This is a genomic window from Shewanella schlegeliana (genome assembly GCF_016765635.1).
GTDB classification, from domain to species: domain Bacteria; phylum Pseudomonadota; class Gammaproteobacteria; order Enterobacterales; family Shewanellaceae; genus Shewanella; species Shewanella schlegeliana.
Map to the genome: position 1 here is coordinate 1 of NZ_JAESVD010000016.1, position 25,160 is coordinate 25,160.

24 protein-coding genes, 1 tRNA gene, 1 rRNA gene and 1 pseudogene are annotated in these 25,160 nt (G+C 46.2%); 15 read left to right on the forward strand and 12 right to left on the reverse strand.

Going from position 1 to position 25,160, the window contains the following annotated elements:
• Positions 1 to 2: 2 nt before the first annotated feature.
• The 4 genes from rrf (at position 3) to JMA39_RS20060 (ending at position 1,604) form a co-directional block, all read left to right on the forward strand.
• Positions 3 to 118 (forward strand): 5S ribosomal RNA (gene rrf / locus JMA39_RS20045).
• A gap of 95 nt (positions 119 to 213) precedes the next feature.
• Positions 214 to 290: transfer RNA gene (locus tag JMA39_RS20050), tRNA-Asp, on the forward strand.
• Positions 291 to 849: 559 nt separating this feature from the next.
• Positions 850 to 1,104: a YkgJ family cysteine cluster protein gene (locus JMA39_RS20055; RefSeq protein ID WP_202723670.1), complete on the forward strand. Its 255-nt coding sequence runs from the start codon at positions 850 to 852 to the stop codon at positions 1,102 to 1,104.
• A gap of 50 nt (positions 1,105 to 1,154) precedes the next feature.
• Complete coding sequence (locus JMA39_RS20060; RefSeq protein WP_202723671.1) at positions 1,155 to 1,604, forward strand: Rrf2 family transcriptional regulator; 450 nt, start codon at positions 1,155 to 1,157, stop codon at positions 1,602 to 1,604.
• Here the strand turns inward: JMA39_RS20060 and JMA39_RS20065 are convergent.
• The 4 genes from JMA39_RS20065 to gpmM all read right to left on the reverse strand — a co-directional run bounded on the left by JMA39_RS20065 (position 1,590) and on the right by gpmM (position 6,542).
• On the reverse strand, positions 1,590 to 2,345 hold the full coding sequence (locus tag JMA39_RS20065; protein WP_202723672.1) for a divergent polysaccharide deacetylase family protein: 756 nt from the start codon (positions 2,343 to 2,345) through the stop codon (positions 1,590 to 1,592). The two genes, JMA39_RS20060 and JMA39_RS20065, sit on opposite strands and share 15 nt — an antisense overlap.
• 6 nt (positions 2,346 to 2,351) lie before the next feature.
• On the reverse strand, positions 2,352 to 3,557 hold the full coding sequence (locus tag JMA39_RS20070) for a S41 family peptidase (protein WP_202723673.1): 1,206 nt from the start codon (positions 3,555 to 3,557) through the stop codon (positions 2,352 to 2,354).
• A 33-nt stretch (positions 3,558 to 3,590) separates the two neighbouring features.
• A complete protein-coding gene (locus JMA39_RS20075; RefSeq protein ID WP_202723674.1) occupies positions 3,591 to 4,724 on the reverse strand; it encodes a murein hydrolase activator EnvC family protein in 1,134 nt (377 codons plus the stop codon).
• 273 nt (positions 4,725 to 4,997) lie between these two features.
• Positions 4,998 to 6,542 (reverse strand): 2,3-bisphosphoglycerate-independent phosphoglycerate mutase, encoded by a 1,545-nt coding sequence (gene gpmM / locus JMA39_RS20080; RefSeq protein ID WP_202723675.1) that lies wholly within the window; start codon positions 6,540 to 6,542, stop codon positions 4,998 to 5,000.
• Positions 6,543 to 6,780: 238 nt separating this feature from the next.
• On the opposite strand from gpmM, the gene JMA39_RS20085 reads away from it, so the two are divergent.
• From JMA39_RS20085 to JMA39_RS20115, 7 genes are all read left to right on the forward strand, one after another.
• On the forward strand, positions 6,781 to 7,215 hold the full coding sequence (locus JMA39_RS20085; RefSeq protein WP_202723676.1) for a rhodanese-like domain-containing protein: 435 nt from the start codon (positions 6,781 to 6,783) through the stop codon (positions 7,213 to 7,215).
• Positions 7,216 to 7,460: 245 nt separating this feature from the next.
• Positions 7,461 to 7,946, forward strand: a complete 486-nt coding sequence (gene secB, locus JMA39_RS20090; RefSeq protein WP_202723677.1) for a protein-export chaperone SecB — start codon at positions 7,461 to 7,463, stop codon at positions 7,944 to 7,946.
• 4 nt (positions 7,947 to 7,950) lie between these two features.
• On the forward strand, positions 7,951 to 8,970 hold the full coding sequence (gene gpsA, locus JMA39_RS20095; protein WP_202723678.1) for an NAD(P)H-dependent glycerol-3-phosphate dehydrogenase: 1,020 nt from the start codon (positions 7,951 to 7,953) through the stop codon (positions 8,968 to 8,970).
• Positions 8,971 to 9,338: 368 nt separating this feature from the next.
• Positions 9,339 to 10,523: a BaiN/RdsA family NAD(P)/FAD-dependent oxidoreductase gene (locus tag JMA39_RS20100; RefSeq protein ID WP_202723679.1), complete on the forward strand. Its 1,185-nt coding sequence runs from the start codon at positions 9,339 to 9,341 to the stop codon at positions 10,521 to 10,523.
• A 159-nt stretch (positions 10,524 to 10,682) separates the two neighbouring features.
• The gene (locus JMA39_RS20105; protein WP_202723680.1) at positions 10,683 to 11,630 is read left to right on the forward strand and encodes an HlyD family secretion protein; all 948 of its coding nucleotides are present in this window, start codon (positions 10,683 to 10,685) and stop codon (positions 11,628 to 11,630) included.
• Positions 11,627 to 12,550: an ABC transporter ATP-binding protein gene (locus JMA39_RS20110; RefSeq protein ID WP_202723681.1), complete on the forward strand. Its 924-nt coding sequence runs from the start codon at positions 11,627 to 11,629 to the stop codon at positions 12,548 to 12,550. The genes JMA39_RS20105 and JMA39_RS20110 overlap by 4 nt, the downstream gene beginning before the upstream one ends.
• Positions 12,547 to 13,692: an ABC transporter permease gene (locus JMA39_RS20115; protein ID WP_202723682.1), complete on the forward strand. Its 1,146-nt coding sequence runs from the start codon at positions 12,547 to 12,549 to the stop codon at positions 13,690 to 13,692. Before JMA39_RS20110 ends, JMA39_RS20115 begins: the two co-directional genes overlap by 4 nt.
• Positions 13,693 to 13,985: 293 nt before the next feature.
• Here JMA39_RS20115 and JMA39_RS20120 read toward each other — a convergent pair whose 3' ends face one another.
• On the reverse strand, positions 13,986 to 14,132 hold the full coding sequence (locus tag JMA39_RS20120) for a hypothetical protein (protein WP_202723683.1): 147 nt from the start codon (positions 14,130 to 14,132) through the stop codon (positions 13,986 to 13,988).
• Between the two features lie 150 nt (positions 14,133 to 14,282).
• Here JMA39_RS20120 and JMA39_RS20125 point away from each other — a divergent pair, with 150 nt between their 5' ends.
• Entirely contained in the window at positions 14,283 to 14,753 is a 471-nt protein-coding gene (locus tag JMA39_RS20125; RefSeq protein ID WP_202723684.1) for an NlpC/P60 family protein, read from the forward strand.
• 69 nt (positions 14,754 to 14,822) lie between these two features.
• Here JMA39_RS20125 and JMA39_RS20130 read toward each other — a convergent pair whose 3' ends face one another.
• Together JMA39_RS20130 and JMA39_RS20135 are read right to left on the reverse strand one after the other, a co-directional pair.
• Positions 14,823 to 15,755 carry a hypothetical protein gene (locus JMA39_RS20130; protein WP_202723685.1) on the reverse strand — a complete coding sequence of 311 codons (933 nt, stop codon included), beginning with the start codon at positions 15,753 to 15,755 and terminating at the stop codon, positions 14,823 to 14,825.
• A gap of 23 nt (positions 15,756 to 15,778) precedes the next feature.
• Positions 15,779 to 17,056, reverse strand: coding sequence for a BamA/TamA family outer membrane protein (locus JMA39_RS20135; protein ID WP_202723730.1), 1,278 nt, complete (start codon positions 17,054 to 17,056; stop codon positions 15,779 to 15,781).
• A 400-nt stretch (positions 17,057 to 17,456) separates the two neighbouring features.
• Between JMA39_RS20135 and mog the strand changes: the two genes are divergently transcribed.
• Positions 17,457 to 17,990: a molybdopterin adenylyltransferase gene (gene mog / locus JMA39_RS20140; RefSeq protein ID WP_202723686.1), complete on the forward strand. Its 534-nt coding sequence runs from the start codon at positions 17,457 to 17,459 to the stop codon at positions 17,988 to 17,990.
• Between the two features lie 378 nt (positions 17,991 to 18,368).
• A pseudogene (locus JMA39_RS20155) lies at positions 18,369 to 18,464 on the forward strand (molybdopterin adenylyltransferase); the annotation flags it as partial.
• A gap of 154 nt (positions 18,465 to 18,618) precedes the next feature.
• On the opposite strand, the gene JMA39_RS20160 reads toward JMA39_RS20155, so the two are convergent.
• The 5 genes from JMA39_RS20160 to JMA39_RS20180 all read right to left on the reverse strand — a co-directional run bounded on the left by JMA39_RS20160 (position 18,619) and on the right by JMA39_RS20180 (position 22,706).
• Positions 18,619 to 18,849 carry a hypothetical protein gene (locus JMA39_RS20160; RefSeq protein ID WP_202723687.1) on the reverse strand — a complete coding sequence of 77 codons (231 nt, stop codon included), beginning with the start codon at positions 18,847 to 18,849 and terminating at the stop codon, positions 18,619 to 18,621.
• 48 nt (positions 18,850 to 18,897) lie between these two features.
• Positions 18,898 to 19,155, reverse strand: a complete 258-nt coding sequence (locus JMA39_RS20165; protein WP_237732946.1) for a superinfection immunity protein — start codon at positions 19,153 to 19,155, stop codon at positions 18,898 to 18,900.
• Positions 19,156 to 19,230: 75 nt separating this feature from the next.
• A complete protein-coding gene (locus JMA39_RS20170) occupies positions 19,231 to 20,367 on the reverse strand; it encodes an ABC transporter permease (protein WP_202723688.1) in 1,137 nt (378 codons plus the stop codon).
• Between the two features lie 25 nt (positions 20,368 to 20,392).
• Positions 20,393 to 21,127 (reverse strand): ABC transporter ATP-binding protein, encoded by a 735-nt coding sequence (locus JMA39_RS20175; RefSeq protein WP_202723689.1) that lies wholly within the window; start codon positions 21,125 to 21,127, stop codon positions 20,393 to 20,395.
• A gap of 10 nt (positions 21,128 to 21,137) precedes the next feature.
• A complete protein-coding gene (locus tag JMA39_RS20180) occupies positions 21,138 to 22,706 on the reverse strand; it encodes an alpha/beta hydrolase (protein ID WP_202723690.1) in 1,569 nt (522 codons plus the stop codon).
• A gap of 490 nt (positions 22,707 to 23,196) precedes the next feature.
• Between JMA39_RS20180 and JMA39_RS20185 the strand changes: the two genes are divergently transcribed.
• Positions 23,197 to 24,993, forward strand: coding sequence for an AMP-dependent synthetase/ligase (locus tag JMA39_RS20185; RefSeq protein WP_202723691.1), 1,797 nt, complete (start codon positions 23,197 to 23,199; stop codon positions 24,991 to 24,993).
• Positions 24,994 to 25,160: the final 167 nt, after the last annotated feature.

Genomic DNA, 25,160 nt, shown 5'->3' on the forward strand with positions numbered 1-25,160 from the left:
TGTCTGGAAACCATAGAGCTGTGGTCCCACCTGAATCCATTCCGAACTCAGAAGTGAAACACAGTATCGCCGATGGTAGTGTGGGGTCTCCCCATGTGAGAGTAGGTCATTTCCAGGCGCCTATTTAGATTTTCATTGAAAATCGAGTCTCCTAGCCCTGACAAGCTAGCGACTTAAAAAGAATTTAGCATCATGCGTAAGCACTTTGCTAAAGGAGCGGTAGTTCAGTTGGTTAGAATACCGGCCTGTCACGCCGGGGGTCGCGGGTTCGAGTCCCGTCCGCTCCGCCAACATTACGATAAGCCCTGCTAGAAATAGCAGGGCTTTTTCGTATGTGTTTTTCAAAGAATAATTAAAGCGAAATGCGCATGTAGGTTGCTAAAGGAGCGGTCACTCTCAACCATCCATGGTCATCGTGACATTTGTGCATCCATGCACTTCGTAGTTCAGTTGGACTCACATTGCTCCAGACAATGTTGAGCATACACTCCATCCAAGGAGATATTAGGGCTTTTCATTAGAGAAAGTCGGCCTGTCACGCCGGGGGGCGCGGGTTCGTCTCTTGATAAGAGCAAGTCCGCTCCGCCAACATAGAGACGAAAGCCTCATCGAAAGATGAGGCTTTTTTCGTTGTGATAAGCCCTAGCAGCTCTTATAAACAAAGAGTGAAGAGGCTTTTGGGTTTTGATGGACATTAGGTCTAGTTTTTGTAAAAAGTTCAATAAAAGTGTATACACTGATCACGGATCAACAAACTAACTATCAGCTTGCTGTATAGTATGTGATGTTGCACAGCACTCTATGAGCTGATAGGGCTATAATGTGCGTTGTACAGATTAAGGTAAGAACATGAATTGTCGTTTAGGCTGTGGTGCTTGTTGTATTGCGCCATCTATCACCACTGCTATCCCTGGAATGCCAGATGGAAAGCCTGCAGGGATTAGATGTGTACAGCTAGATGATAGCAACTTATGTAAACTGTTCGGACAGGTTGAGCGCCCAGCTGTATGTGGCTTATTTGCGGCTACAGAGGATGTTTGTGGTAAGACAGATACTGAGGCTTTGTGGTTAATTAGTTCTTTAGAAGCGGCTACCAACGCCTGACAGTCCCTTTAGAGAGCCTTTTAAATACTTATTTTATGGATTGTTAATCAATGCAGTTAACTCGTTACACAGATTATGGTTTAAGAACGCTAATGTATTTGGCATTGCATTCTGAGCGTGAGTCACTTTTCCGTATTTCAGAGATCACGGAAGTGTTTGACCTGTCGGCGAACCATATCTCAAAGGTTGTTCATCACCTAGGTAAACTTGGTTACTTGCAAACGGTTCGTGGTAAGAGCGGCGGTTTTAGACTTGCTAAGCCTGCAGCTGAAATTAATATCGGCCAAGTCGTACGCGCTCTAGAAAACTCTTTAGCACCAATCGACTGTAGTAAGCCTTACTGCTTATTTACACCTGCTTGTAAGCTTAAAGGTGTGTTAGGTGATGCTGTGAATGCCTATTTAGCAGTATTAGATGGCTACAGCTTAGATATGATAGTGACTAATAAGCAGGAGCTTAAGTCTCTACTACCTGATCTGTCGATCTCAATCCTGCAGTAAAGCCTCATTAGCCGATACTCTTGTGTTCACACGTTGCGGTAGTAATTGCGATGTGTGTACCAGTTCAATCTCCTCATTCGCCAACCTGTGTAAGTTTTCTGTCAGGAAGTTAATCGTTTCAGGATAGGGGTGGGCGATCACCACTATGCTCTGTTTTTCATGTGCTAATGATATTGCATGTCGGAACTGTTTCTCTAAGCCTGCTTGTGATCGGTCGTTATCTAGAAATATCTCCCTTCTTAGTAATGGTATCCCGATAGTTTCGGCCATTGTGCCCGCGCGAGTATATTTAGTGGTCATACTATCGATAAAGTAGATATTGTGCTGCTGCAGCGATTCCATTACCCAGCGCATTTGTGCATCTAACTGTGTTAGTAAACTGCCCATATGATTATTAGCGCCACTGGCATAGGGCACACTGGCAATCGAATCTCTTAGCTGAGCCTTGAGTTCAGCTTCTTCCATCACATTAGTTAAGGCTCCTGGGCCAATAGCCTTACCATTTAACGCTTGCATAGGCAGGTGGACTAAGATTTCATTACCTTGACGATAGCCTTCAGAGGCTAGGCTCTTACCCAATGGCGTATGCGGCAATATTGAGAGAGTGATATTGGCGGGTAGGCTCAGCACTGCCTTATCAGATTGACGATATCCAATATCGTCAATGATGATGGCTATTTTGCTAGCGAATACACTAGCGCTCGGTAACAGTAGAAAGAGTAATAATAGGAAATAGCGCACAGGTTATTATTTTTCGGCCTTAATCCATGCAATTGCTGAGTTGACTAGTTTGTCTTTAGCAACAGATTCACGGAGTGAATTTTTTTCGATTATAGGCATACTTTCACCTTCCGATACAGCTTCCAGTTCAATTTTTATATCTGGCTCAATACCTTTCGAATGTATGTCGTTGCCATTTGGGGTGGTGTATTTGGCGATAGTGAGTTTTATCGCGTTGCCCTCCATCAGAGTAGGGATAAGGCTTTGTATGGTGCCCTTACCAAAGCTAGTTTGGCCGATCAGTTTTGCACGGCCGTTATCTTGCAGTGCGGCAGCAAGCACTTCAGAGGCCGAGGCTGAGCCTTTGTTGATCAATACCGACATAGGGATGTTTGTTGCCATGGTATGTGGTGACGCGTAATAGTCTGAATTTGCATCAAAAAATCGTCCCTCAGTCGCCACGATACGGCCTTTATCTAGAAATAGGTCGGCGATAGTTATAGCTTGATCGAGCAAGCCTCCCGGATTATTTCTCAGGTCGAGTATGATCCCGTTCAGTTTTTCTGGTTGCCATAGTGATAGCTGTTTTACCAGTTTCTGGGTGGTGTTCTCTTGAAAGCTAGATAGGCGGATGTAGCCGATTTTATTATCTAAAATTTCCGCTTCTACGGGATTGATTGCGATAAGGCTTGGCTTAAGTATCACTGAGTAATGAATGTCTGAATTAGCTCGTACCATTTCAAGCTCAATAGGAAGGTTATTTAAACTATGCTGCTTAATCTCATCGAGAATACTCTCTAGTTTCTCTGCCGTAACTTGTTGCTTGTTGAGTTTGATGACTCGGTCGCCAGGTTTGATTCCTGCTGCTTCTGCTGGTGACTCGGCAAAAGGCGTTACTATGGTGATTTGGTCGTTATCGGTTGCGATTTCAACACCAAAACCAAAATATTCGCCGCTGTTGATCTCCTGCATGCTGGCAAAGGTTTGTTTATCCAGGAAGCTTGAGTAGGGATCGAGTTTATTGAAGATGCCTTCGATGGCAGCCTCTATAAGCTCCTCTTCCGTGAATTTTTGCACGTAATAGGTCTCAACGGTGTCGATGATATCGAGAAGCACCGGGTAACTTAAATGAGACTTATATTCTTGGGTATGTTCTTGTCCGGATAGGGTAACCGATAACCCTAATGCTAACCCCGCAGCAAGACAGCAAAAATAACGTATGCACTGTGACATATTAACCCCTTATATCTTAAGGGGTTATATGGTCTAACGTTTGCAATACCTTGCAGGATCGACTGCTTGCCCCTTGTGCCTTACCTCAAAGTATAGGCCAGGCTCTGTCTGTCCACCCGAACGTCCGACCAATGCGATAGGCTCGCCTTTACTTACAGAGTCGCCAGCACTCTTAAGTAATGCTTGTGCATGGCCGTATAGGCTCATATATCCTTTTCCATGATCGACCACTAAGACCATACCAAAGCCGCGTAGCCAGTCGGCATAAATAACCTTGCCGCCTGCAATTGCATTAACATTTTGGCCTTCTGCTGCTGAAATGATGACGCCTTTCCATTTTACCTGCCCTGACCGTTTGCTGCCAAAGGCTGATCTTATGCGTCCGTTAGCTGGCCATTTGAGTTTTTTACGACTCGATAACCCTTCATATGATGGGTTATTTTTCATTGCCATCAGCGCTTGTTCCACCACTCGCTTTAGGCTGGCCTCTTCAATTTGTAGCTGTTCTAACTTAGCACCACTACTGTTTAGTGTTCTCTGTAACTGGGTAAGCGTGCTCTGCCTCTGGGACTGTTCTTGGCTTAGTTTTTTTGCTTGCTGTTGTTGTTCAAGCACCAGTTTGTTGAGTCGGCTCTGTTGTTCTTGCTGCTTAGCTTGAACTTCATCTAACTCTTTAAGGGTGGTTTGTAGTTGATTAATAGACTCTATACGGGCGTTATTAAGGTACTGGTAGTAGGCCAGTAACCGTTCAATACTCGCTGGAGACTGTTGGTTTAGCAGCATCTTGGTGTAATCGTGATTACCTGCTAAGTAGGCGCTCGCGAGTTGATTCGATAGTGACTTCTGTTGTGCTGTTTTTAACTTATTTAATTGAACTTGTTTAGCGTCTAGCTCGGCAATCTGCTTGTCGGTTTGTGCCAAGTCCAGCTTAGTGTTATTAACTTTTCTAGCGGCTTGAGCAATCGCTTTTTCATCATCTTTCAATAAAGAGATCAATCGCTCCCTTTGTTTGTTGGTATTTTTTACAGCCGACTGTTGCTTATTTATCTGGGCTTGAATCGATTTTAGCTCAGACTGGCGACGCTCAAGATCAGTCGCATTAACCATTAAAGGAAGTGATAGAAAGCCAGCAATAATGCTGGCTTTAATAAAAAATCGAATGTTCACGTGTTATACCAATTCCATTAAATAGTTGCTCATTCAGCGGGAATTAAAATGACTTTAGACAAGCAAGTGGCTTGTAGCTAATAGTTATTCTATATCGAAAGCCAGATGTGCCGTATTAAGTGATTTTAAACCCGCACTGCGTGAGCTTCTCAGGACTTTCACTGCTGCGTTGCATTGTCTCAAAAGGAATAAACCATTTCTTCCACAATGCGCCTAGAATTGAAAGCCCTGAGAAAGCTCTGAATTGAGCACATCTTTAGTGGAGTTGGTATATTACTCTTTGAGTTTTATAATCGAGCGGCCTGTCATCTCTGCAGGCACTTCTTGTCCCATCAAGGTTAACATAGTCGGCGCTAAATCACTTAAACGTCCGCCTTTTTCTATCTCTGCATCACGTCCAACATAGATTAGTGGCACCAGCTCGCTGGTATGGGCCGTATGGGCTTGACCGGTTTTCTCATCGGTCATCTGCTCAGCATTACCATGATCGGCAGTAATCAAGCATTCACCACCGACTTTCTCTAGCGCTTCGACGACTCGACCAATACAGCTATCGACTGCTTCACAGGCTTTTACTGCAGCATCGAAGTTACCGGTATGGCCAACCATGTCACCGTTTGGATAGTTACAGATGATGACGTCGTATTTTGTCGACTCAATAGCAGCAACAAGCTTATCGGTTAGCTCGGCAGAGCTCATCTCAGGTTGAAGGTCGTAAGTTGCCACTTTCGGAGATTGAACCAGAATGCGATCTTCTCCCTTAAACGGTTCCTCTTTGCCGCCATTGAAGAAGAAAGTCACATGAGCATACTTTTCTGTTTCTGAGATGCGTAGTTGAGTCAGGTCGTGATTCTGTAAAGTCTCGCCTAAGGTATTAACGAGATCACTCGATGGATAAGCGATTGCAGCGTCAATGTCGGCGGCATACTCGGTCAACATGACGAAGTTGATCTTAGGCGTGACAGCCCGTTCGAAGCCCTCGAAGTCTGCATCGACAAAACTGCGAGTGATTTGACGGGCACGGTCGGCACGGAAGTTCATAAAAATTAGCGCGTCATTATCTTCAAGTTTAGCAATCTTGCCCTGCGCATCAGGAATCACTGTGCTGCCAACAAACTCATCGTTTTCATCTCGGGCGTAAGCGGCTTCGATCCCCTCTACTGCATTTGCTGCTTGGTGTAGGCTCTTACCTTCGGTGATCAGTTCGTAAGCTTGAGAAACTCGATCCCAGCGGTTGTCTCTATCCATGGCGTAGTAACGGCCTATGATAGAGGCTACTTGACCTGTGCCTAGTGTCTCGAATAGTGCTTCAAAATGAGCTAGCTCAGGCTTTGCGCTGCGAGGAGGGGTGTCGCGGCCATCTAAAAAGGCATGTAGATACACTTTCTTAGCACCACGTTTTACGGCAAGGCGGCACATGGCTTCGATATGATCTTGGTGACTATGAACACCACCTGGAGATAAGAGGCCCATGATGTGAACTGCGCCATCGGCTTTGATTGCAGCGTCTACCGCAGCGGTCAGTGCTGGATTGCTATCAAATTCTCCATCATCGATAGATTTGCTGATGCGAGTGAGTTCTTGATAGACGATACGGCCAGAGCCAATATTGATATGTCCGACCTCAGAGTTACCCATCTGACCATCTGGTAGACCAACATCGATGCCTGAACCTGAAATTAAACTGTTTGGATATGTTGCATTTAACTGATCTAGAACGGGTGTATTAGCATGAAAAACTGCATTTTTCTGAGTATTTTCACGGTAACCCCAGCCATCGAGGATCAGCAATGCCAACGGGCGTTTGCGTGTCGTCATGGTAGTACCTTTAAGTTTAAAAAAATAAGATTTAAATCGGAATTGGTTAAATATTACTACCAATTATGGTCGGGTATAAAGTTATTTACCCAGATTGCCGTTATCGAATTGCGCGATCGAAGGGCTTTCAAGGCTGCTCTATCTCTCCAAGCGTGACTAACACTCTGTATTCTGCCTGAAGCAATGGTATACTCTGTGCCCTCATTATATTTGGCCCTGAAAATAGTAGGCAGTAACGATGCAAGAATATATGGAATTTTTTAAAGCTAACCCTATGTTAAGCGTGGCTTGGGTTGGTTTGTTTATCGGCGTTATCGTCATAACGATTAAGACAAGTGTTTCCAAAGTTAAAAATGTGGATCATCAAGAAGCGACTATGATGATCAACAAACAAGACGCCAAAGTGGTTGATGTGCGTGGTAAAGAAGAGTTTAAGAAGGGGCATATCGTTGGCGCTATCAACCTACCGCTAGCCGATATAAAAAATAATCAGCTTAAAACCCTTGAAAACTCAAAAGCTAGTCCCATTATAATGGTATGCAACGCTGGCATGACTTCGTCTCAAGCTGCTCAGTTGATGGTTAAGCTCGGTTTTGAAAACGTGAGCAACCTGAAAGGTGGTATGGGTGAGTGGCAGTCAAATAATTTGCCTGTTTCAAAAAGCAAAAGATAGAAGTGGAAGATTGAAGTGTTAGTGTAGCCATTGCTTTTTTGTTGAGTAATTGATTAGAGTGTTAGCTCTCAACTTATTGTGGTTACCAGCATTGAACTGAGGGCGTGTTCCCTCCTAAAAAGCGTCTGTTGACTAAATAAATTAAAAACCGGGATAGCAAACTTGGTTTCAATATCAAGCTTGTAAAGCCCTGAGACTGGCTCTTTTGAAGTAGCCTCATTAACATTTTTTAAAGGTAGGATAGTATGTCTGAAGTAGCAAACAACGAACAACAAGGTCCACAATTCAACATTCAACGTGTTTACACAAAAGATATCTCTTTTGAAACACCAAACAGCCCAGCTGTTTTCCAAAAAGAGTGGAACCCAGAAGTTAAGCTTGATCTAGATACTCGCAGCAACAAACTATCTGATGACGTATATGAAGTTGTACTGTCTTTGACTGTTACAGCTAAAAACGGCGAAGAAACTGCGTTCCTATGTGAAGTTCAGCAAGCGGGTATCTTCGCTATCGCTGGTCTAACTGAACAGCAGCTTGCTCACTCTCTAGGTGCATACTGCCCTAACGTTCTTTTCCCATATGCTCGCGAAGCAATTGGTAGCCTAGTAAGCCGTGGTACTTTCCCACAACTAAACTTAGCGCCAGTTAACTTTGACGCACTATTTGCTCAGTATGTTCAACAGCGTCAAGCTGCAGCAGCTGAAGCTCCAGCAGAAGAAGCTAACGCTTAATAGCATGAAAAACACTGCCGACATTACGGTACTGGGGGCGGGCTCTTACGGGACCGCCCTTGCCATTTCTTTAGCAAGCAATGGCCACAGAACCATGCTTTGGGGCCACGAACCCGAGCACATTGAAAACCTGATAAACGACAAATCTAACGAAGCGTTTTTACCGGGTATTCCATTACCAGACCTATTGATTCCAGAGGCTGACTTAGCGACTGCACTGGCTGCATCTAACAATGTACTAGTGGTTGTTCCTAGCCATGTTTTTGGTTTAGTGCTGAATCAAGCCAAACCGCTGCTGCGTAAAGACTCTCGTATTGTTTGGGCGACGAAAGGCCTAGAGCCTGAGACCGGCCGCTTATTACAAGATGTTGCTCGCGAAGTGTTAGGCGATGAGTACCCATTAGCCGTACTATCAGGACCGACTTTCGCTAAAGAGCTTGCTGCTGGTATGCCTACAGCGATTTCGATTGCGGGTACTGACCCACAGTTCACTAAAGACTTAGTCGAATTACTGCATAGCCCAAAGCGTTTGCGTGTTTATGCTAATAACGACTTTATTGGTCTGCAACTTGGTGGTGCTGTTAAAAACGTTATCGCGATTGGCGCAGGCCTATCAGACGGTATCGGTTTTGGTGCCAATGCAAGAACAGCGTTAATTACTCGTGGCTTAGTTGAGTTGACTCGACTCGGTGAAGCTATGGGAGCACAAGCCTCTACCTTTATGGGCATGGCGGGTCTTGGTGATTTGGTACTAACTTGTACCGATAACCAGTCTCGTAACCGTCGTTTCGGTTTAGCATTGGGCAAAGGCTCAGATGTTGAAGCGGCTCAGGAAGAGATTGGCCAAGTGGTAGAAGGTTATCGCAACACTAAAGAGGTCTACACGCTGGCTAAGCGTTTAGGCGTTGAGATGCCGATCACCGAACAGGTTTATCAAGTCTTGTATAAAGGCAAGTCACCGGTTGATGCCGCTAAAGAGCTACTTAGCCGTGAGCAAAAGTCTGAGACATCGTCGGCAGAATAGTTTTTAGCTATTAGACAGAACAACTTAATTGAGTTGATTAAAACCGAAGCCTAGCTTCGGTTTTTTGTTTTTCAGCGTCACCTCTTATTTTAGGATAAGTACTTTCTTGTACCAATATCACTTATTGCCGTCTATGGCGTAGATGTTGGCTGTGGCATAAGTATTTCCTTGTACAAATCCCACTTCTTGCCATCCATGGCGTAGATGTTGGCTGTAGCATAAGTACTTCCCTGTACAAATCCGACTTATTGCCGTCTATGGCGAAGATGGGATAAGTACTTCCCTGTACAAAAAACAGTGCTAAAATGGCGCCCTTTTTATGCCTAGCGTTTACTAACGATAGGTGCCATTTATTTAGGAGTTATCGAGTGAAACATCATGACGTCATCATTATTGGTGCTGGAGCCGCTGGGCTAATGTGCGCAGCGACTGCGGGTTACCGTGGCCGTGATGTATTGGTGCTGGATAACGCTAAGCAAGCGGGTCGAAAGATCCTTATTAGCGGCGGCGGCCGCTGTAACTTCACCAATCAAAAGGTGGAGCCTGCAAACTTTATTTGCAGTAACCACCACTTTGTAAAGTCTGCCCTTGCGCGTTATCGCTCCAGTGACTTTATCGAGCTGGTTGAGCGCCACGGTATTGAGTATCACGAACGCGATCACGGTCAGCTGTTTTGTAATGACTCGGCCAAAGAGATTGTCACCATGCTGCTTACCGAGTGTGAGTGGGCTGGCGCACAGATTAAATTGCGCACTGAAATCAGTGAGATAAATAAAAATAGCGACGGTCTGTTTGAGCTAAAGACAGATAAAGAGCACTACACTTGTGAGTCGCTCGTTATCGCAACGGGTGGCTTGTCTATGCCAAAGCTAGGTGCATCGCCTTACGGTTACCATATTGCACAACAGTTTGGTCTTAAGGTGCTGTCTACCCATGCTGGTCTAGTGCCTTTTACTTGGCATAGTGAGCAAAAGCAGCGCTTCGAACCGTTATCGGGTATCGCGGTGCCAAGTACGATTACTGCTAAAGACGGCACTCAGTTTAGTGAGGCATTGTTATTTACGCACCGTGGTTTATCGGGCCCTGCGATTTTGCAGATCTCAAATTATTGGAATCCTGGCGAAGCGATTAGTATCAACTTGCTGCCGGGAGAGGATGTACGCGCTAAGATCCAGCAAGCGCTTGAGGCAAGTCCGAAACAGAGCCTACGTAATGCCCTGTCGCAATGGTTACCTAAGCGACTCGTTGAGGTCTTGTTTGAAGAGGTGCTACTCAATAAAGCGTTGAACCAACTTGTACATGCAGAGCGCGAGCAGTTGGCGGTCGACCTTGAGTCATGGGCATTAGTGATGAATGGTACCGAAGGTTATCGCACCGCAGAAGTGACCTTAGGTGGTGTCGATACTGATGAGTTATCCTCTAAAACCATGGAGGCCAAATCTGTTTCTGGCTTATTTTTTGCTGGTGAAGTAATGGATGTAAGTGGTTGGTTAGGAGGGTTTAATTTTCAATGGGCCTGGAGTTCAGGTGTCGCTGCGGGACAGGCGGTGTAAGTATATCCATAGTCACAAGAAAAGAGCACTCAGGTGCTCTTTTTGTTATCTGCAATCGCCTAGGAACGGAATTAATGATAGTGAGTATCAGACTTGATTCGTCACGAATTAGGCGTATCTTGGAGAGATAAACAGCGAGTCTGCTACACGTGATTAAGGATGGTTATTGTGCGCATACTGATGATTTCTCTGCTATTGATACTAACGGCATGTGATAGCGGCTCAAAGCATGTGGCGCTAGGAAGTCTTGAGCGGCAACGCATTGCACTCACGGCAACCACCAATGAGGTTGTTGTCGCTTTGCCAGTGGCGCAAGGGAGCATGGTCACCAAAGGCACAGTGCTGGTGCAACTCGATGATACGCAGCAAAGAGCTCACGTCGCCAAAGCGTTAGCCGATGTTGCGCAAGCAACTGCTAACTATCAAAAGTTACTTAAAGGTGCCCGTGAAGAGGAGATCGCTTCTGCTAGAGCTATGGTGACTGGAGCACAAGCCCGGCTGCAAGAAAGTGAAGCAAATTACCGCCGTATCGCCAGCATGGCGAAAGATAACCTTGCCAGTAAAGCCGATCTAGACCGAGCCTTAGCTGGCCGTGATGCCGATGCCGCAAGTCTTGATAGCGCTCAGGAAAACCTGCTGGAACTCGTGAGTGGTCCCCGTGAAGAGGACATTCGTTTTGCCTTGGCAAACTTGCAGGCCAGCGAGGCTGTGTTGTTAGGTGAGCAGAAGAAACTCGACGACCTAACCATTCGAGCCACCCGCGACGGTATTCTCGATAATTTGCCTTGGAATTTGGGTGAGCGCGTCACTCAAGGTAGTCCCTTGGCTGTGGTATTGGCGGGCAAAGCCCCCTTTGCACGAGTCTACGTGCCAGAGCCTTATCGAGTGAAGATAAGCATTGGCGATCAGCTATTAGTCCATGTCGATGGTATAGACGATCCCATCGAAGGCAAGGTGCGCTGGATCGCCAATGAACCCGCTTTTACCCCCTACTATGCACTTAACCAAGAGGAGCGTTCGCGCTTGATGTACCTTGCCGAGGTGCAACTTCCTGAGAGTTCGGCCTCATTACCTAGTGGTGTGCCTGCTCAGGTAGAGATGCCATGAATCAACCGGTCATCAAAACAACACAACTATGCCGAGACTTTGGTAGCTTAAAGGCGATACAAGATCTCGATTTTGAGGTTGAGAAGGGGCAGATCTACGGTTTTCTCGGGCCAAATGGTAGTGGCAAGACCACGGCTATTCGCATGCTCACCGGCCTATTGCTACCGACTTCTGGTGAGGTTGAAGTGCTTGGGTTGCAGCTACCAAGGGATGCGGAAAAGCTACGCTTGAAAATTGGCTATATGACGCAGAAGTTTTCTCTGTATGACGATCTGACCGTAAAAGAGAACCTTAAGTTTATCGCCAAAATCTACGGCCTACCCCGTAAAGAGCAAACTGCACGGATAGAGGAGTTGCTGCATACCTATGGCTTAGATCAAAAAGCCAACCAACTAGCTGGTAGCATGAGCGGAGGTCAGAAACAACGTCTAGGCTTGGCGGCGGCAACCATGCATAAGCCAGAGTTGCTGTTTTTAGACGAACCCACTTCGGCGGTTGATCCTGAAAATCGGCGCGATTTCTGGGAGAAACTATTCGATCTGTGTGAGCTGGGCACCACCATCTTAGTCTCGACCCACTATATGGATGAAGCCGAGCGTTGTCATAAGCTCGCCATATTAGAGGCGGGTATTAAGCGCGCAGATGGCTCACCTGACGAGTTGATGCAAAATATGGGGGCACAGGTGGTTGAGGTCGAATCCACAAGCTTAAGGCTGCTTAAGCAAGAGTTGCTGGCGCTTCCCGAGGTGATCAGTGCTGCTCAGCTAGGCTCTAGATTAAGGGTTTTAGTCAAAAGTAGTTGCCATGATCCAGTCCGATTTTTAAGTGAAAAGCAATCCTTGCCACTGGATAGGCTAACACTGGTGAGGCCGAGTCTTGAGGATGTATTTGTCACCTGCACGGGTAAGGGGCGCCAATGAAGACGCTTTATCGGCTGCAGGCGATAGTGGTTAAGGAGCTGACCCAGCTTAAGCGTGACCGAATGACCTTTGGTATGGTGATTATGATCCCGCTTATTCAGTTGATGCTATTTGGTTTTGCCATTAATACTAATATTCGTGATATCCCAGTTGGCGTAGTCGATCAGAGCCAGACCGCCTTGAGTCGGGTGCTGATCCAAACCGTTAGAGCCACTCAGGTAGTGGAGTTTACCGAGCAGTTCTATGACGTTGAGGCGGCTCATGCAGCCATCGCCCGTGGTGCAGTGAGAGCGGTGCTGGTGATCCCCAAAGATGTCAGTCAGCGTTTAGTGCGCCACAAAACAGTGGGCCTCGGTACGCCGCCCTCCAGTGATGAGGAAACCAGTCGCCCAGTCGCCCAGTGGATTGTTGATGGCTCCGATACTATGGTGGCTGCGGCCATTAAAGGCTTGCGCGCCATGCCGTTAACAGAACTGCTCGGGATGCCAGCGAATCGAACCACACCCACCTTCGAGGTGGCGCTGTTTTATAACCCAGAGCAGCGCACCGCAGTGAATATTGTACCCGGGCTGGTGGGGGTGATTTTGACCATGACCATGATTATGTTCACCTCGGCGGCCATTGTGCGCGAACGTGAGCGTGGCAATTTAGAGATGTTGATCACCACGCCAATCCGCTCCATTGAGCTGATGCTAGGCAAGATTATCCCCTATATGTTTATTGGCATAGTGCAGGTCATCATTATTCTCGGTCTGGGGTATAGCGTGTTTAATGTGCCGATAAACGGCAGTTTACTGCAGCTGGCAGGGGCAACCTTACTGTTTATTATGGCGAGTTTAACCTTAGGTTTAGTGATCTCGACCATCGCCAAAAGCCAGCTCCAGTCGATGCAGATGACCATTTTTGTGCTATTGCCTTCCATATTATTATCGGGTTTTATGTTCCCTTACGAGGGGATGCCGTTAGAGGCGCAATATATCGCGGAGGCGCTGCCCGCCACGCACTTTATGCGATTAATCCGTGGTGTGGTGCTGCGAGATGTTGAAATTATCGATATGACCTATGACGTGACTTGGTTGGCGGTATTTACGGTGGTTGGGCTTGTTGTAGCATCGATGCGCTTTAAAAAGAATTTAGGCTAGTGGATTGTGTGTGAATTAATAGTCTTGGATTTTGCTTAATAATTATATCTGATACCAAATAGATGAATAAATATTTGTCAGCTGATTTGTTCAAAGGTTTTTTAAAGCGGCTATTTAAATGCTGGTTATTCGAGTGCTGTTACTTAAAGGCGGGACCAGATTGCTGAAAGCTATTTATGAGGTATTTATATACTCACTCCAAGTTGATAAATAGAATAATATTGCGGATAAAAAATAAGCCGCGCCAATGGGGAGAGCATTAGCTGCGGCCGAATATTGAGATCGTTAGGCATCTAGTTGTAGCCCAGAATGTAACTGGGAGTCTCCTCTTCACGCTCCTCCTGTTGAGTATGCTCTTCTTTGATATCGGACTGGTTCTCGGTAACCTTACATAGAGCGAAATCGCTCTGGTTATAGATATTAAAAAAGTAGTTTTCCATATAAGCATTCCATTAATTAGCTTGTCTGTTTAATTATGTATAGTTTAAAAAACAGCTTTGATCGCCTTGTGGGTAAATTTATTTACTATTAATCTTATTTTTAGCTCTGTGGGTTAAAATTTAAATGATCGTTTTAATATTTGGGTGAAAATGAGAGTCCTAGCCATTTTAATTTTTGTCACGCTATTAAGCGCCTGTTCTAGTGCGCCATCTCAAAGCCTTTCCGCGGGTAAAAAAAACGTATCATCGAATGCTTCCGAGACAAAAAATCAATTAATACAGATGCATCGAGAATGGAAAGGTGTGCCTTATCGCCTAGGTGGTATGAGCAAAAAGGGCATAGATTGCTCAGGATTTGTGGTGCAGACGTATCAGAGTCGCTTTGGCGTGCAACTGCCTAGAACCACGGCGCAGCAAAAAGATATCGGTAAGAGCGTTAACAAGAGTCAGTTACGCGCTGGCGATCTGGTGTTTTTCAAAACTGGCTGGAGCACACGTCATGTGGGGATCTATCTGGGAGATTCGCAATTCTTGCATGCCTCAACTAGCCAAGGGGTGATGATCTCTAGTTTGAATAATAGTTATTGGAAGCAAAAATACTGGTTATCGAGAAGACCGTAATGTAATGGGTATAACGGCCTCAAGATGCGAGCCTAAGCTAGCATCTTGAGTCGGTATCACTCGTCGTCGTTAGAAGCGACGCCCTACAGAGAGTAGCAGCTGATCCCAGTTTAAGAAGCCGTATTCAATAAACACGTTCCACTCATCTTTAGGACCGAAGTCGTACACCATGCTCACCGACATATTGTGGCTCTCTGAGCTAACTAGGTGAACATCATAATCGATGGCGATCCCGCCAGGTCTTCCGAGTAACGGGATATTGAAGTCATAACTACCGCCAATTTTCTGATTGATCATCTGATAGTTGTAACCGACTAAGAAGGCTAGTTTGTCACCGCCAACATCATATCTTTGCCCCATACGGATTGAGCCAATATAGGTTTGAATCGTGCTATCTGTGGTGGTTGTCCAAGAGTTAGTAAACGCAGCGACACCGGTAAAGATGAATGGGTGCATACCTGGGATGACCTCGGCTTGCCCTGCCAGTACCGCACCTAAGCCTAAGTTATACGCCGTGTACTCGATAGGAATAGGCAACACCATATCGATGCCGCTATTGCCTAAGCCTTCAGCGTTACTCAAGTCCGCTAGAATATCTTTGTGACCCTTAGTGTAACCTGCAAGGCCATAAATATTGAGGAATGGCAGCACCCAAGCATCGGCTCTTAGCTGAATACTTTCATCTTCTCCGGTGATGATCACGTCATCAGCAGGGATCACCACATTGGCATTAAGGTTATTTAGCCAGCCACTGCCTCTTAGGCCTAGATTGAAATTGTCTTTGGCGTCGTAAGCAACCGATTGCTTGTTGTAGTAAATATTAAGGCCTACTGGAATAGGTAACTGATAACCTAGCTCGCGCGCTTTATCGCCCCAAATTGGCAGATGGCTCCAGTGAGCGGGTTGCTTGCGTTCAATGTCAGTCGTGTCGCTATTGTCATTGGCCCACGCATTAAGGGTGATGGCACTCAGTAGCATCACAATCACAAGGTGTTTGTTCATTTATTTCGATCTCTGGATTAAATTTAAAAAGCTTCGGTAAAGGTGAGGTAGAAACCGCTGTCGCCGTCGCTAAAGCCAAGATCTACGCGTACGTTCATCCTAGGCTGTAACTCGTAGCGGTAACCAAAGCCGTAGCTGTATAGCAGTGTTTCGTAAAGCTCTGTGTCTGTACCGGCAATAGAGCCGACGCCAGCCCAAATTGTTGCCCCATGAGCCGATAGCTCACCGTTATCACGTAAGAAGGTGTGACGATATTCTAAGGTGTGCTCGATAGCTGACTTATCGCGGTAGCGACCTTGATACAAGCCGCGCAGTGACGATTGACCGCCAAGGGTTGGCAGATCGTAATAAGGGACTTCGCCTTCGCTCCACTGATAAGCGTTATAGAACGCCAACACCTTTCCTAGCGCTAAAGTCAGGTAGTAGCGATGGTCGATAAGAGCTTTTTGATAGTGGTTATCGCTGCCAAAGCTTGGGTTATAGTTGATGTACTCGAAGTTTAAGTACTGGCCTTGCCAAGCATTAACTGTGACGTCACGACTGTCGTAATTAAGCGAGAAGCCTAAACCGATCGACAGTGGCTTATCTTTGAACTCCTGAAAATTCTCATCATCAATTGCCGTCGGCGGCAGATTGGTTTCATCTGGTTTGAAATAATTTAGGCGTAGTGCAGGGCCAAAGTAGAAGCCGTAATCACTTTTAAAGTCCAAGTTGGCGTGATAAGTCAGCGAGGTTTTATTTAATAAGGTGTGGTCGGATGCCGATTGTTTTTTCCCTGCGTCATAACCCACGCCCCAGAAGTTTTCACTCTGATCCGCTAACACAAACAAGCCGCTATAGCGGATATCGTCATTATCGAAAAATAGGTTTTGTCTCGAACGTAGACTGTAACCCACATCACCTTCGCCTTTATTGACTATGCCAAACAGAGACACACTTGAACGTTGCAGCTCAGTTTGTTCGCGCTCGGTTTTAAAGGAGTACAGGCCGCCAAGAGCCATCATCAGGCCATTTTCAGGTGTGAATGCCGGTCCGCCTAAAATATCGAACATGGCTAGGCCATTTTTGTCGATATGGTTGCGCTTGGCGTATTCAAGATCTGTGATAGCAGTACTTAGCTCGTCACAAACCTGTTCAGTGCTACAGTCATCTTCTTGGTTATCGAGAGCATCGATCGCATCATCATAGGCTTGGCTACGCTCTTCGGCCAGTTGTTGACTGCTGAAGAATGGCTGTTCGCTGCTCTTGGTTGGCAACGTTTGCTGGATTTGCTCTGCATAGATAAGGTGAGAAAAAAGCATAGTTGCAAACGCTAAACTAACGCGCAATAGGCCCTGAGTACTGTTCAAATATTGTCCCTCGACATGGTATGAATTCGACTGAATTCGAGTAGGCGCAAGAGTACGGTAGAATTTGTCGAAAACAAGTGCTGGCGCAGGCTGGGATATCAAAAATATTGCGAGCTATATCTCGTTTGCGGTAAATGTATTTGCTTGTGTCTATATTTTGAGCAGAAACAGGGCGTTGGCTAATGAATAACCAAAAAATCATCGGTTCGCAGTTTTTGTATTTAGGGCTAAATTTATCGAGTTTAATTAGTTAACTTTGTGCTACTTTAACGCCACACTATTAGAGACGCTAACGTTCACGATAAACTTTCAAACAAGCAGTTTATCTATAATCAGATTGAAGGAACAGAGAATGAGCAAAGCTAGAATCGGTATTGTGACAGTAAGTGATAGAGCCAGTGCGGGTGTCTATGAAGATCTCTCAGGCAAGGCGATTATCGATGTGCTGAACGAATACCTGACGTCTGAGTGGGAGCCTGTTTATGAGGTGATCCCTGATGAGCAGGATGTGATTTCTGCAACCTTGATTAAGATGGCCGATGAGCAAAACTGTAGCCTTATCGTGACCACTGGCGGCACAGGCCCAGCTAAGCGTGACGTGACTCCAGAGGCTACTGAAGCCGTGTGTGATCGTATGATGCCGGGTTTTGGCGAGTTGATGCGCGCGGAATCATTGAAGTTTGTACCGACAGCAATTTTATCGCGTCAAACAGCGGGCCTACGCGGTGACTCACTCATCGTTAACCTACCAGGCAAGCCAAAGTCGATCCGTGAATGTCTTGATGCTGTGTTCCCTGCAATTCCATACTGTATAGACCTAATGGATGGCCCATTTTTAGAATGCGACGAGTCGGTTATTAAGCCGTTCAGACCTAAGGCTAAGTAAGTCTTAGTTGAAAGTGGGTTAATTGAATAAACAAGAGCGTGTCTCGATGCGCTCTCTATATTCCCCCTGCAATTCCATACTGTATAGACCTAATGGATGGCCCATTCTTAGAATGCGACGAGTCGGTTATTAAGCCGTTCAGACCTAAGGCTAAGTAAGTCTTAGTTGAGAGTGGGTTAATTGGATAAACAAGAGCGTGTCTCGATGCGCTCTCTATATTCCCCCAGCAATTCCATACTGTATAGACCTAATGGATGGCCCATTTTTAGAATGCGACGAGTCGGTTATTAAGCCGTTCAGACCTAAGGCCAAGTAAGTCTTAGTTGAAAGTGGGTTAATTGAATAAACAAGAGCGTGTCTCGATGCGCTCTCTATATTCCCCCAGCAATTCCATACTGTATAGACCTAATGGATGGCCCATTTTTAGAATGCGACGAGTCGGTTATTAAGCCGTTCAGACCTAAGGCTAAGTAAGTCTTAGTTGAAAGTGGGTTAATTGAATAAACAAGAGCGTGTCTCGATGCGCTCTATTCTCCTAGCCTTTGAGGCAAAAAATACCCATGACCGCTGTTAATACTTTAAGTGTTTACCGCTTAAGTTATTAAACTATGGGTTGTAATCATCGAGTTTATAGTGCGTTGATCTTAGATTTGAGATCGTAGCTGCTGTCAGTCACAATTTTTTCGAGTACTGACACGCGCTGTTCTAAGTGCTTGTTTTGCTTTCGCAATAATTCAAGCTCATTGTTCATGATCTCAGAACTGGTGATTTTACGGGACTTCAAGTAATGCTTAAATGCTTCTCCTGCGGTCGCAATTGCTACGATAGATATAATCAAAATAATAAGTGGTAAATCCATAATCTTACTCCTTACTTTTCAGTGTGACTCAGTAATAGAAAAAGCGAATTAACCTTCAACATCAGCTCGGTTCGCATACTTATCAACGGCCTTTCCTGTGATAGCCCAAACCATCACGCCACCCCATGCAATCAGTGAAAAACCAGCAGGAATACAGGCGAGTAAAATAAGTTTGAAGTGCTTGCGATTAAACACCAGTGCCAACATGGCTGGTAGAAACCAGATAACCACTACAGCTAAAGCAAGCATTGCCATAAACCCATAGTTATCACTTGCTAAGATTTTATCGAAAAATTCCATTTCCATATTCCTTATCCTTAAAGGGTTATTAAATGAAGGGGGTGTCGGGGGGAGAGTTTCCCCCGATAGCCCATTATCTCTCTACAGACCGAAGACAATCTTCTCGCTCTTGAGGGATTTTTGCATGCCGATAGCAAGGCTGAGTGCGATAGCGAGGGTAAATGCCGATGACACGGCTAGCTGCGTCAGCGGTAGCTCGCGGCCCTTAATAAACTCTATCAAGGCTTGTAGTTGTCCAGATACGGGTAACCACTGAATTGTCTCTGGCGCGATGTTGTAGCTAGCTGCCATGGCTAACATCATCGGCACCATCAACACGATAGTGATGTATGACTGGGCCTCCTTAAAGCTCTTGGCCATAAAAGAGACAAACAGCTGCAAACAGGCCGCCATAATTGCCACTGGGGCGCCGATAATCAGCATCATCACCATAAAACTAGTGTTAACGCTGACGGCAAACCCAAGCTCCTGCCAAGGGACGAAGGCATAAGCGAATTTGGACACAATGAGTGTCAGCACGAGTCCCACCATGGCAAAAATAGTCACTGCAGTGATTTTGGCTATAACGATTTCCCAAGTAGAAACCGGATGACTCAGTAGTAGCGCCAGTGAATTACGCTCACGCTCTCCAGCGCTGGTATCGATGGCCAAGTTCATGCCTGAGATAAATACCGCGTAGATCATGGTCATGGTTGCTAAGCCTAAGATCATCCCCGCCTTAGAGTCAGGAGTGGCCTTATCTTCGACATTAAGCGTAATTGGCTGCATCACTCTAGGGTCGATACCACGAGCGATAAGACGTAGGCTGCCCATCTCACCACTGTACTCCTGCAGGCTCTTTTCGAGACGGCGAATCGAGATCTGTAGCTTCTCATCTGAGGCATCGGCAATCACAGTCACTTCGGCGCTAAGTCCTTTAGCCATATTGGCTGCGTAGTTATCGCTGATCACCAGCTGAATGTCCTTAGTGTCTTCACTATCACCTTGGGAAATGCCACGACTAGAGAGAAACTTAACCAGATCCGGTGCACCTTGGGCGTTACCGATCTTAATATTGAGATCTTCTGGGCTGGTTAGCTGGCCTATCAGCAGAAAGAACATACCGCACATCAGCAGTGGTGCACCGACCGCATAGTAGAGGCCAGCCATTACCGAGCGTTTATCACGGGCGGCGTCGATCAGCTCTTTGCGGATCATGGAAATTATTTTATTACTCATTTTGAAATCCTTTTAACGCCACGTATTAGGCTGCGATGCCTTCGTCAGTACCAATCAGTTGAATAAAGGCATCCTCAAGTGACGCTTTTCCAGTTTGTTGGCATAGCGCATCTGGGCTACCCACCGCAACGACTCGTCCCTCTGCCATCACGATGACCTGATCACATAGGGCGGCAACCTCCTGCATCACATGGCTCGAAAATAACACGCAGTGCCCCTGATTCTTTAGATCTCGCAAGATATCTCGTAGTACGCGGGTGCTCATCACATCCAGTCCGCGAGTGGGCTCATCGAGAATAATATTGGTTGGCTGGTGGACTATTGCCTGTGCTAATGCGGTTTTCATTCTTTGGCCCTGTGAGAAGCCTTTGCACTGTCTATCGGCGATATCGGCGAGATGCAGCTTATCGATCACCTTGCTGGTCGCCAGTTTGGCTTCCCTGCGGGATAGACCATTTAGCTCGGCGAAGTAACTAATGTACTCCCGCGGGGTTAGGCGTTCATATAGACCAAAGGGATCGGGAAACAGACCTAGCTGCTGCTTGGCGGAAACGGGGGATTTAGCGATATCGATGCCGTCGATTTCGGCTACGCCATTATCGGGTTTAAGCAGGCCAAACACGGTACGCAAACAGGTGGTCTTGCCTGCGCCATTTGGGCCCAGCAGACCGGTGATCTGGCCATCGTGTGCCGAAAAACTTAAATCGTTCAGCGCCTGCACATCTCCGATGCGTTTTGATAAATTTGATACTTGTATCATGGTGGTTTCCTTACTTAATCAGGGCTGTTTGTTCTTTTGGCTCAGTAGTGTCGCTCGGAATCGCTTCAACCGTGCTGGCGTTAAGATAGAAGTTACGGCGAATGTCCTCATTGAGGCACTCGGCATCCAGTTCGGCTACCGACCCTTGCTCTACCAGCTGTGCGATTAAATCATTCCCGCAGGACTGGTATGCCACCCCATGAGTCGCATAGGGGGCAATAAAGTGTTTAGCATTACTGAGCTTCTCCATTGCCAGTTCCCCCCAGCTCGGTGGGGTAGCAGGATCGAGCTCGCCTGATAGTAAAAGTGTCGGGATAGCACTGTCGATCGGTTCGCTAAAGCTGGCATCGACCGCTGGCATGTTCCACACCGCACAGGACTCGGAAAAGGTTTTGAGCATCTCTTTACCAAAGTAGCTTTCGCTGGTTTTTGCACGTAACTCAGGTGTTAGGCGTTGCCAGTCTTCACCACACACTACAGAGGCATGCATCCCCATGGCGATACCTGTGTTGTCGATCCCCATGGCATAGAGGCCAGTGATCGGTTGATAGTTGCCCTTGGCGGCTTGGTGAATCGCATGGGGCATAAGCGAGCGCGTACTTGGAGAATACAGCGCCATGCGTAGTGCACCCTTAAACTTGCTACGGGTCAGAGTCAGTTGGGTCATTTCACCGGTAAGCGGGTCGGGCACTTGGCTAATCTTTGGCCCTTGAGTCAGCTCGGCATCGACCTTTTCCAGATCGGATCTAAGCTGTGGAAACTGACCATGGCAAAGGCGGTTATTGGCGCAATCTTCAATGAGTAGGTCGAAGGCTCGGGCGATAGCGTTACCTATGGCGAGCACGCTCTGCTGCATAGGTACCACGCCATCTAAGGTGACGGTTGCTAGGCTTTGCGGGTAGTGACGCATATACAGCTGAGCCATGCGTGTGCCATAGGATACGCCGTAGAGGTGTAACTTCTGATAGCCCAGATGCTGTCTTATTGCTTCGAAGTCTTTCAGTGCATTGAGGCTGCCATATTGGGTGACGTCTGCATCGAGTGTGTCGAGGCATTTCTGAGTCTCGACCCGGGTATCAAAATCACTTTCGTTCACAGCCAGAGCACTGTCGAAACCATCACCGACACACTGTAATTGATTTGATTGGCCTGTACCGCGCTGATCAATAAGGATCACGTCTTGGGTTTGGCGTACTTTTGAGAGCATGCGATCGAAGCCTTGGGCATTTTCGATGGCAGATTGCCCTGGGCCGCCCGCAATCGCGAGAAGGGCTTCGACTTTGTCGCTGGGCTTAATGGCAGGCATCACGACATAGTGGATCTCAATCTGTTTGCCGTCTGGCTTGGCATAATTTTCAGGGACTAAGATAAAGCCGCACTGCATCTGCTCCGATAGACCATCGACATAGCAAGCTTGCTGATTGTTTGAGTTAGATTGAAGTGTTTTGGCTGAAGTGTCCGCCTGAGCAGAAGGAATGAGCAGTCCCGCACCGAGTAAGAACGCCGTGGCTAGCGGTTTTTTACGCCATAGCGCAGGGGCCACTCGAGCGCGTAATTGAGAGTACATTCCATGAAGCATGATACAGATTCCTTTTTTTGCAATTTAGCGTGCCTATATGAGCCTTGTTACTGTATCAATGTCTTTATGCAGTGGCTAACTACTTTTCTTCAGGTCAATGCACTAACTGAGCAGGCTCGGCAGCTGATGGGCTACTAATCATGTAGGCACTTTGGCGTGCGAAGCGGCGTTTATGGCGAGGAGATCTGCTGCGTTTATAGGATAAAAATTGAAATTTTCAGGGTGGAAAACGCGAGATGTTTAAAATTTAATCTTTGTTTTGTCTCTGAAATCGCAGTAAATACATACAAATGTTAATAAAGTATTTCTGTTTTAATTAAGATACTTAGCTTCAGAGAGTTCTTGTTAAATAAAGGCTGTTCCCTAATCTGGGCAGTCTTTTTTTGTGTCTGAGTTAACAGAAATAGAGCAAAAACTCTTAGTGTTTAGAGTTTCTTCGAGTAAACTTGCGTCAAAGCGGAACACTTGTAAGCTAAAAGGTAGCTATTTTATGTCGCTCGAGCAATATCACGTAGTACGATTAATACAGCAACAGAGCCAAGCACTTGGCGATGCGACTGCACTCGAAGGCTTCGAAACTGCAGCACCTTGGCATCAAGTGAGTTGGGCTCAATTTGACACTATCACCTCAAAAATTGCACGAGTGTTGATTCAGTTTGGTATTGAATCACAAGACCGCGCAATCATTTTGTCACAGAACTGTCCACAGTGGACCTGTGCCGATCTAGGCCTGTTAAAGGCTAAAGCAGTTGTTGTGCCTATCTATCCGACTAGCACAATTGAACAAGCTGCTTACATAGTTAACGATGCCGAAGCGAAACTTGTTTTCGTCGGTGATAAAGAGCAATACGCCATGGCGTGTGATCTTGTCGCTCAATGTGACAGCCTGACTCGTATCGTAATGTTCGACAAGTCGGTCGAACTACAAGATAAGCAAAACCACTTCTACCTAGATGATCTGTTGGAGCGTGAAATAGACAGCGCAGCAGATTCTGAGCTAGAGGAGCGTTTAAACGATTTGAGTCTTGACGATCTACTAACGCTTATCTACACCTCGGGCACTACAGGTGATCCCAAAGGTGTGATGTTAGATTATCGCAATGTCGCTTCTATGGTGCGTCAGCATGACAATTTCTTACCGTTCACACCGGGTGATGTGTCATTGGCATTCTTGCCATTAAGCCACGTATTTGAGCGCGGTTGGAGCTTCTACGTGTTAAGTCGTGGTGGCCATAACGTTTATCTGTCTAACCCAATGGCGGTGAAAGAGGCGATTGTACAAGTTCGTCCTCATACCCTATGTGTAGTGCCACGCTTCTTAGAGAAAGTGTATAGCGCAGTACAAGACAAGGTGATCAAGGCTCCAGAGATGAGACAGAAGATGTTCACCTGGGCGATGTCTGTAGGTCACAAGCAGTCTGAAGTGAAACAAGGTCGTCATAAAGCCTCACTCGGTCTAAGTTTGCAGTGGAAGTTAGCCGATAAGCTAGTTTTCAGTAAATTAAAGCAGGTCTTAGGTGGACGCCTTAAGTTTATGCCTTGTGGCGGTGCGGCTTTAGATCCAAACGTCAGTGCGTTCTTCCAAAGCATCGATGTACCTGTACTGTGTGGTTACGGCATGACTGAAACCACGGCTACAGCAACCTGTAACACCTTAGCTAACCGTGTTCCGGGCTCTAATGGTCAGGCGATCCCTGAAGTTGAGATCAAGCTAGGTAAAGACAACGAAATTTTGGTTCGTGGTGATACCGTGATGCGTGGTTATTTCAACCGCCCTGAAGAAACGGCAGCAACCTTTGAAGATGGTTGGTTGAAAACGGGTGATGCGGGTCGTATTGATGAAAACGGTAACCTGTTTATTACTGACCGTATTAAAGAGCTGATGAAAACCTCAAACGGTAAGTATATCGCGCCACAACGTGTCGAAGGTAAAGTGGGCTGCTGCCCGTTCATCGAACAGGTAGCGATTGTTGCCGATGCGCGTAACTATGTGACCGCCTTGATTGTTCCCGCTTTTGAGTCATTAGAAGCTTGGGCAAAAGAGAAGGGCGTACACTATGAAACACAGCTGGATCTACTGCGCCATACCCACGTAGTAGAACACTTTGAGCAACGTCTTAAGACACTGCAAAGCGAGCTAGCAGGCTTTGAGAAGATTAAGAAGTTTACCTTGTTGCCAGATGCTTTTTCGATGGAAGCGGGTCTAATTACCCCTACCATGAAGCTGCGTCGTAAGGTGATCTACAACAAGTACGCACGTGAAATCGATAAGATGTATAGCCGTTAATACAGGTTTAAAAGATTGAATATAAAGGCACGCATTAGCGTGCCTTTTTTATGTCTGGCCATAAATATTCCCTTCATGGCAGTCAGAACATTTATGCCAGTCTTTGTTTAAAAGCCCATGGACGGAAAGTGTTGGTATTTATGTCTGGCCATAAATGTTCCATTCAT